The organism is Streptomyces sp. NPDC088747, assembly GCF_044751025.1.
Classification (GTDB): Bacteria; Actinomycetota; Actinomycetes; order Streptomycetales; family Streptomycetaceae; genus Streptomyces.
On record NZ_JBIVKZ010000013.1, the window covers coordinates 284092 to 291102 of the forward strand.

Here is a 7011-nt window from a genome sequence, read left to right on the forward strand (position 1 = left end):
GCCCCGGAACGGTCCCCGTTCCCCCGAACGGCCTCCGTCCCGGTCCCTCCCCCCGACCAGGCATCGCCCGCGCGGGGGGACCCATGACCGCGCATCACCTCCCTGAACCCCGCGTCAACGCCGACGTGTAACCGACCGGAGGAGCCGCCGTGGCCGCCCAGCAGCCCGAGCCCAGCACCGATGCACAACCAACTGGCCAATCCAAGCACCCAGTTGACGAGAAGCTCCCGCCCCTGAAGATGGCCACCACCGGCCTTCAGCACGTCGCCGCCATGTACGCGGGTGTCGTCGCGCCACCGCTGATCGTCGGCGCCGCCGTCGGTCTCTCCGCCACCGAACTGACCTTCCTCACCGGCGCCTGCCTGTTCACCGCAGGCCTAGCCACCTTCCTCCAGACCCTCGGCATCTGGAAGATCGGCGCCAGGCTGCCGTTCGTCAACGGCGTCACCTTCGCGGGCGTCGCCCCGATGACCGCGGTCGTCGCCTCCACCGACGACAAGAGCGACGCGCTGCCGGTCATCTTCGGCGCCGTCATCGTCGCGGGAATCCTCGGGTTCATAGCCGCCCCCTTCTTCAGCAAGGCGGTCCGCTTCTTCCCGCCCGTCGTCACCGGCACCGTGATCACCCTGATCGGCGTCTCGCTCCTCCCGGTCGCCTTCGGCTGGGCGCAGGGCCCCGACCCTGCCGCGCAGGACTACGGTTCGCGGACCTACCTGGGGCTCGCGGCCGGCACCCTCCTCATCGTGCTGGTCCTGCGCCGCTTCACCCGCGGCTTCGTCAAGCAGATCGCCGTACTGCTCGGCCTGGTCGTCGGCACGCTCCTCGCGATCCCGTTCGGCGTCACGGACTTCGGACCGGTCGCCGACGCGTCCGTCGTCGGCTTCCCGACCCCGTTCCACTTCGGCGCACCGCAGTTCCAGATCGCCGCGATCGTCTCGATGTGCGTGGTGATGGTGGTCTCGATGACCGAATCGACCGCGGACATGCTGGCGTTGGGTGAGATAGTCGAGCGCCCCGCCGACGAGCGGACCATCGCGGCGGGCCTGCGCGCGGACACCCTCGGCTCGGCGATCAGCCCGCTCTTCAACGGGTTCATGTGCAGCGCCTTCGCACAGAACATCGGCCTGGTCGCGATGACGAGGATCCGCAGCCGGTACGTCGTCGCCACGGGCGGCGGTTTCCTCGTGCTGATGGGCCTGTGCCCCATGGCCGCGTCCCTGATCGCCGTCGTACCGCGTCCGGTGCTCGGCGGCGCGGGCGTCGTCCTGTTCGGCTCGGTCGCGGCCAGTGGCATCCAGACCCTCGTACGGGCCGGCCTGGAGAAGGACAACAACGTCCTGATCGTCGCGGTGTCGCTGGCCGTCGGCATCATCCCGATCACCGCGCCGGAGTTCTACCACGCCTTCCCGGAGACGGCGAAGATCGTCCTGGACTCGGGGATCTCGACCGGATGCGTGGCCGCCGTGCTCCTCAACCTCGTCTTCAACCACCTCGGCAAGGGGCAGGACGCGGACGACGTGACCCATCCCATGGAGGCGGGCGAGGAGATCGCCGGGCAGCGCAGCGGGGCGATGGCGCGCTGACCCGGCCGGACCGTCCGGCGAACGCCGGACCCTCGCACGGACCGGCCGGGTCCGCCTGTCCCGCCTGTCCTTGTCCGCCCCGCCGACTGTGACGCGCGCCCGGGTTCAGGTCCGGGCGCGCGTCCCAACGACCGCGCGGCGAGGGCGAGTCGGCCTCGGCGCGACCGTGCGGCGGAGGCGAGCCGGCCTCAGCCGATGTGGAAACTGTCGCCGTACACCTGCCAGTCCAGCGGCGTGTTCAGGTTCAGGTTCCGGTTGCGCAGGAAGACCCGCTGCGCGGTGTCGACCCGGCTGGTGTCCTCGTGGGCCTCTTCCTGCTTCATGGCCCATACGCGCGCGTCGAGGAACGCGTTCAGATACGTCACCTCGTCGCCGCCCTGGGCCGGCGGCCTGGCCGTGGTCAGTGCCCGCCTGCGGATGCTGCTGAAGCCGGTGCTGTCGCCGCCGTCGCCGTGCATCACGATGGCGTCGTAGTACGTGAACTGGCCGAGGACACCGATGCCGTCGGCCTTGCCCTGCCGGACGGCCGGGTTGAAGTAGACGCGGTCCCGCTCGTCGTTCTGGGCCTGCTGGAACGCCGGGTCCTGGGCCGCCCTCGCCCAGTCGCCCGGGAAGGCGGGGTCCAGGCCCTGGTGCGAGTCGGTGCCGTCGACCTGGCGCAGCGCGGGCAGGTACCTGGCCAGGACGTTGCCGGGGTTGCGCTGCGCGTACAGCTCGACGAGGTCGAGCATGTCGCCGGTGCCGGAGCAGAAGCCGATGATTCCGGCCGTGTAGCCGCGCCCGTCGCCGATGTCCTCGATGTAGCGGTACTGCGCCTTCCAGTCCAGCGAGGAGTTCTCCGCGCTGGACACCAGCTTCATGGCGATCTCCTTCTTCGCCGGGTCGTCCAGACCGATCGCGGCGGCGCTCGCCGACTGGGTCGCGAGGACGGGGCCAGCCACCAGAGAAGCTCCGATCACCGCGAGCAGGGTGCGTCGTGACGTGCGTATGTGGGGGGTGTGCACGGTACCTCCGTTGGGGAGTGGGTCGCATCCGCGTACTGTTAGGAAAGTTTCCTACCAGAGATTACGATTGACGTATACCCGTCAGGAGGTAATGGGGGCCGGTGCCGACCGGGTCAGGCGTGAGTGCTGACTCGGGCCGTTGTCGTGCCGTCCTCGGCGACGGAGGAACAGGGTGCGGCGACGGAGGAACAGGGTGGCCGCCTGCTCGGACCTGCCACGCCGATCGGCATCGCGCTCGCAGAAGGGCCGCCGCTGCTGTCCCTCACGGGCGGGCCGAGCGGCACCGCGGGGCCATCGCCGAGTCGCGCGCGGGCCAGGACGCCGAGCGCCGGCCCGAGCCGGTGGACGCGTGGGCCGCCCGGTTCTCGCCGGAGTGATCGCCGGGCGGGGGAGGAGGGGTCGGCCGCGGGGCCGTCAGAAGTTGAACCACCGCGGGTGGTCGGCCAGCGCGCGGAAGCGTTCCCGGGGGTCCGCGAGGAGCTTGCGCTCCTTGAGGTCCAGCAGCCCGCCGACGCCGGTGAGTTCGGCGGCGACCGTGCCGTCCGTCTTGCGGACGGTCTGCTCGATGCGGAAGGTCTTCCCCTCTCCCCACAGGAAGCCGCAGGTCACCTCGACCTCGTCGCCCGCGCGCAGTTCGCGCAGATAACGGATGTTCGTCTCCAGCGCCACCGGGCCCACACCCTCGTCCAGCAGCTTCCGCTGGCTGATCCCGGACGCCTGCAACAGCGACCAGCGGGCGTGCTCGGCGTACTGGAGGTAGACGCTCTGATTGAGGTGCGCCTGCACATCGGTCTCGTACCCGCGCACGGTCACCGGGACGGAGGACTGCTCTGCCACGACTTCTCCCTGAATGACGGTCGGCTCTGATCGTCCGATCGAGTCCAACACCCCTTCTACAGGACGCCGTCCGGCCTCCTCACGCGCGCCGGGGCGACGCCAGCACATACCGGGACCCGGTGCGCGGCTCCGTGTGCTCGCCGGTCTGCCAGCCCGCCTTCTCCAGCGTGGCCGCGCAGGCGCGCAGCGCGCCGGGGTCCGGCTCGTGCACGGCGACGGCCTCCGGCTGCGGGGTGGCGCGCACCCGATAGCCGGGGCTCGCGGCAGCCGCGTCGGCGGGCCGGTGACCGGCCGCCTCCAGGGCGAGCGCCGCGGCCCGCACCAGATGGGTCCGCTCCCACCCGCACGGACGGTCCGTGGCGCCGTCCGGATTGGTCATCCGGCGCATCTCAAGGAGCCCCTGCCAGGCACTGTGCACCTCGCGCAGCCGGGCGGGACCGGTGCCGCCGCCCTCCTCGCCGCCGATCCGCGCGGCGAACACACCGGAGCCCTCGGAGCCCCCGGAGCCTTCCGAACCCGCCGGGGTCGCGGTCGCGGGTGCCTCTGCGCCCGGTTCGGACTCCGGGGTCTCCCGTACGCGATGTCCGGCGGGCGTCAGGAAGTGGGCGTGCGGAGGTCTGGGGTGCCGGAAGGCGAGCCCGCGGCCGACCAGGGCGGCGAGCTGGGCCTCCGTACCCCTCAGCCGACCCGTCACCGGGTCGGCGGCGTCGATGACACGCCGCTGCGCGGCGGTCGGTGGTCGGGTCACGGCGCTCTCCCTCCGCCGTCGGTCACTGCTCCTGCGGCCCCTGTCCCGGCGGGGAGAGCGGCCCATGAGAACAGTACGAGTCGGGTCTGACATTCCAGCCGGCCACCACATGGCGCCGGTGCTCCGTGCTCAGCCGGCTCATGGTCCCGGTGGCGAGCTGGAACAGGGCGCCGTCCCCGGCGGGCAGCCCGAGCCGCCGTGCGGTCAGCACCCGCAGGAAGTGGCCGTGCGACACGACCACCACACTGCCCTCCGACTCGGCGAGCGCCGCGTCGATCCTGGCCAGCATCCGTTCCGCGCGGGCTCCGACCTCGTCGGGGCTCTCCCCGGGGTGCTCGGGCGGACCGGCCGTGACCCCGTCAGTGAACAGGAACCAGTCCGGCCTGGTCCGGTGGATCTCGACGGTGGTGATCCCCTCGTACCCGCCGTAGTCCCACTCCGACAGGTCCGCGTCGACCCGCGCGCCGCCGATCCCGGCCAGCCGTGCCGTCTCCCGGGCCCGCTGCATGGGGCTGACGAACGCCGCCGCGATGTGGTGCCGGGCGATCAGCGGGGCGATCCTGCGGGCCTGCTCCCGCCCGTTCTCGGTCAGCGGGATGTCGGTCGAACCCGTGTGCCGTCCGGACAGCGACCACTCGGTCTCACCATGCCGTACGAGGAGAAGGTCACCCATCGCCGAACCCTTTCCGCCGCTTCGCGCTCCGCACGCTACTCGCGCTCTTCACGCTCCTCGCGCTCTTCACGCGTGACTGTCCCTCCGTACGGTGTCACCGGCGGGCGCCGGCCGCACACCCTGCTGAGCCGGTCGGCGCTACTGCCGGTACCCGCTCAGGAACCGTCCGATCCGGCTGATCGCCGCGTCCAGGTCGTCGGCGTACGGGAGGGTGAGGATGCGGAAGTGGTCGGGCCGGGGCCAGTTGAAGCCGGTGCCCTGGACGACCTGGATCTTCTCGCGGAGCAGGAGATCGAGGACGAACTTCTCGTCGTCGTGGATCTTGTGGACCGCGGGGTCGATGCGCGGGAAGGCGTACAGGGCGCCCTTGGGTTTCACGCACGAGACGCCGGGGATCTCGTTGAGCTTCTCCCAGGCGCGGTCGCGCTGTTCGTGCAGGCGGCCCCCGGGAGCGGTCAGTTCGTGGATGGACTGGCGGCCGCCGAGCGCGGCCTGAATGGCGTACTGGGCGGGCGCGTTGGCGCACAGCCGCATGGAGGCGAGCATCGTCAGGCCCTCCAGATAGCTGCGCGCGTGCTGCCTGGGCCCGGTGACGACCAGCCAGCCGGAGCGGAATCCGGCGACGCGGTAGGTCTTGGACAGGCCGCAGAAGGTGAGGACGACCAGGTCGGGGGCGAGTGCGGCGGCGGAGTGGTGCACGGCGTCGTCGTACAGGATCTGGTCGTAGATCTCGTCGGCGAACACCATCAGGCCGTGGCGGCGCGCGAGGTCCAGGATGCCCTCGATGATCTCCTTCGGATACACCGCGCCGGTCGGGTTGTTGGGGTTGATGATGACGACGGCGCGGGTCCGGTCGGTGATCTTCGCGGCCATGTCGGCGAGGTCCGGGTACCAGTCGGACTGCTCGTCGCACAGGTAGTGCACGGCCTTGCCGCCGGCGAGCGTGGTCACCGCCGTCCACAGGGGGAAGTCCGGCGCGGGGATGAGGACTTCGTCGCCGTCCTCGACCAGCGCCTGTACGGCCATCGACACCAGCTCGGAGACGCCGTTGCCGAGGAAGACGTCGTCGACGCCGACATCGAGGCCGCGGTCCTGGTAGCGCTGGGCCACCGCTCGGCGGGCGGAGAGGATGCCGCGCGAGTCGGTGTAGCCGTGTGCCTGGGGGAGCATCCGGATCATGTCCTGGAGGATCTCCTCCGGTGCCTCGAAACCGAAGAGCGCGGGGTTGCCGGTGTTCAGGCGCAGCACGCTGTGGCCCGCCGCCTCCAGCGCGTCGGCCTGCTCGATCACCGGGCCCCGGATCTCGTAACAGACCTCGCTGAGTTTGCTCGACTGCCGGAACTCCATGCGCTGTGTCCTCCGGTTCGTTGTATCGCTTGGTTTTACCAAGTGCGCGCTTGGAAAGTCCAATGACATGTCTAGACTGCGTCACATGTCACCTCGCCGAAGCTACGACCAGTACTGCTCCGCCGCCCGGGCGCTCGACGCCGTCGGGGACCGCTGGACCCTGCTGATCGTCCGCGAACTCCTCGGCGGGCCGCGCCGTTACACCGACCTGCACGCGGACCTGCCCGGCGTCAGTACGGACGTCCTCGCGTCCCGGCTCAAGGACATGGAGCGCGACGGGCTGGCGACGCGGCGGAGGCTTCCGCCGCCCGGTGCGGCGTTCGTGTACGAACTCACCTCCCGCGGGCGGGAGTTGCTTCCCGTGCTGCAGGCGCTCGGGGAGTGGGGTGCCGCAGAGCTGGGCGAGCGGCGGCCCACCGATGCCGTGCGGGCGCACTGGTTCGCGTTGCCGTTGCTGCGGGGGTTGGGGCCGGCGGGGGTGGGGCTGGTGGAAGTCCGCCTCGACGAGGGGGAGTTCCATGTGTGGCTGGGGGCGGAGGGAGGGGCGGCGTACGGGGACGGGCCCGCTCGGGAGGAGCCGGATGTCCGGCTGTCCCTCGACGCGTGGACGTGTGAGGCCGTGAGCCGGGGGGAGTTGACCCTGCTTGACGCGGTGCGGGAGGGGCGGGTCTCGGTGGTGGGGGAGGGGGCGTTGGCGAAGGGGTTGCGGGAGGGGTGACGGGGGTTGGGCCGGGGGGTTGTTCGCCCCCTCCGCCCCTTCCCGTCCCGTCCCTGGGGGCTGCGCCCCCAGACCCCCCTTTCGCGCTTCGCGCTCGTCCT

At 71.3% G+C, this 7011-nt stretch carries 7 protein-coding genes; 2 read left to right on the plus strand and 5 right to left on the minus strand.

What is annotated here, in order from left to right; translation table 11 throughout:
- Nucleotides 1–239: 239 nt before the first annotated feature.
- The gene (locus ACIP79_RS28640) at nucleotides 240–1583 is read left to right on the plus strand and encodes a nucleobase:cation symporter-2 family protein (protein WP_401227719.1); all 1344 of its coding nucleotides are present in this window, start codon (nucleotides 240–242) and stop codon (nucleotides 1581–1583) included.
- A gap of 188 nt (nucleotides 1584–1771) precedes the next feature.
- Here ACIP79_RS28640 and ACIP79_RS28645 read toward each other — a convergent pair whose 3' ends face one another.
- The 5 genes from ACIP79_RS28645 to ACIP79_RS28665 all read right to left on the minus strand — a co-directional run bounded on the left by ACIP79_RS28645 (nucleotide 1772) and on the right by ACIP79_RS28665 (nucleotide 6192).
- Nucleotides 1772–2587: a chitosanase gene (locus ACIP79_RS28645; protein ID WP_401227682.1), complete on the minus strand. Its 816-nt coding sequence runs from the start codon at nucleotides 2585–2587 to the stop codon at nucleotides 1772–1774.
- A gap of 414 nt (nucleotides 2588–3001) precedes the next feature.
- Nucleotides 3002–3424 carry an acyl-CoA thioesterase gene (locus ACIP79_RS28650; protein WP_401227683.1) on the minus strand — a complete coding sequence of 141 codons (423 nt, stop codon included), beginning with the start codon at nucleotides 3422–3424 and terminating at the stop codon, nucleotides 3002–3004.
- Between the two features lie 79 nt (nucleotides 3425–3503).
- Nucleotides 3504–4172 (minus strand): hypothetical protein, encoded by a 669-nt coding sequence (locus tag ACIP79_RS28655; RefSeq protein ID WP_401227684.1) that lies wholly within the window; start codon nucleotides 4170–4172, stop codon nucleotides 3504–3506.
- 22 nt (nucleotides 4173–4194) lie between these two features.
- Nucleotides 4195–4845 (minus strand): histidine phosphatase family protein, encoded by a 651-nt coding sequence (locus tag ACIP79_RS28660; RefSeq protein WP_401227685.1) that lies wholly within the window; start codon nucleotides 4843–4845, stop codon nucleotides 4195–4197.
- A 138-nt stretch (nucleotides 4846–4983) separates the two neighbouring features.
- A complete protein-coding gene (locus ACIP79_RS28665) occupies nucleotides 4984–6192 on the minus strand; it encodes a pyridoxal phosphate-dependent aminotransferase (protein WP_401227686.1) in 1209 nt (402 codons plus the stop codon).
- Nucleotides 6193–6277: 85 nt separating this feature from the next.
- Here ACIP79_RS28665 and ACIP79_RS28670 point away from each other — a divergent pair, with 85 nt between their 5' ends.
- Complete coding sequence (locus tag ACIP79_RS28670; protein ID WP_401227687.1) at nucleotides 6278–6910, plus strand: winged helix-turn-helix transcriptional regulator; 633 nt, start codon at nucleotides 6278–6280, stop codon at nucleotides 6908–6910.
- Nucleotides 6911–7011 lie beyond the last annotated feature (101 nt).

What these genes read in the sequence shown, in the direction of transcription:
- ACIP79_RS28665 (WP_401227686.1), bottom strand. Translation starts at nt 6,192, where the DNA reads ATGGAGTTCCGGCAGTCGAGCAAACTCAGCGAGGTCTGTTACGAGATC.
- ACIP79_RS28640 (WP_401227719.1), top strand. Translation starts at nt 240, where the DNA reads ATGGCCACCACCGGCCTTCAGCACGTCGCCGCCATGTACGCGGGTGTC.
- ACIP79_RS28670 (WP_401227687.1), top strand. Translation starts at nt 6,278, where the DNA reads ATGTCACCTCGCCGAAGCTACGACCAGTACTGCTCCGCCGCCCGGGCG.
- ACIP79_RS28660 (WP_401227685.1), bottom strand. Translation starts at nt 4,845, where the DNA reads ATGGGTGACCTTCTCCTCGTACGGCATGGTGAGACCGAGTGGTCGCTG.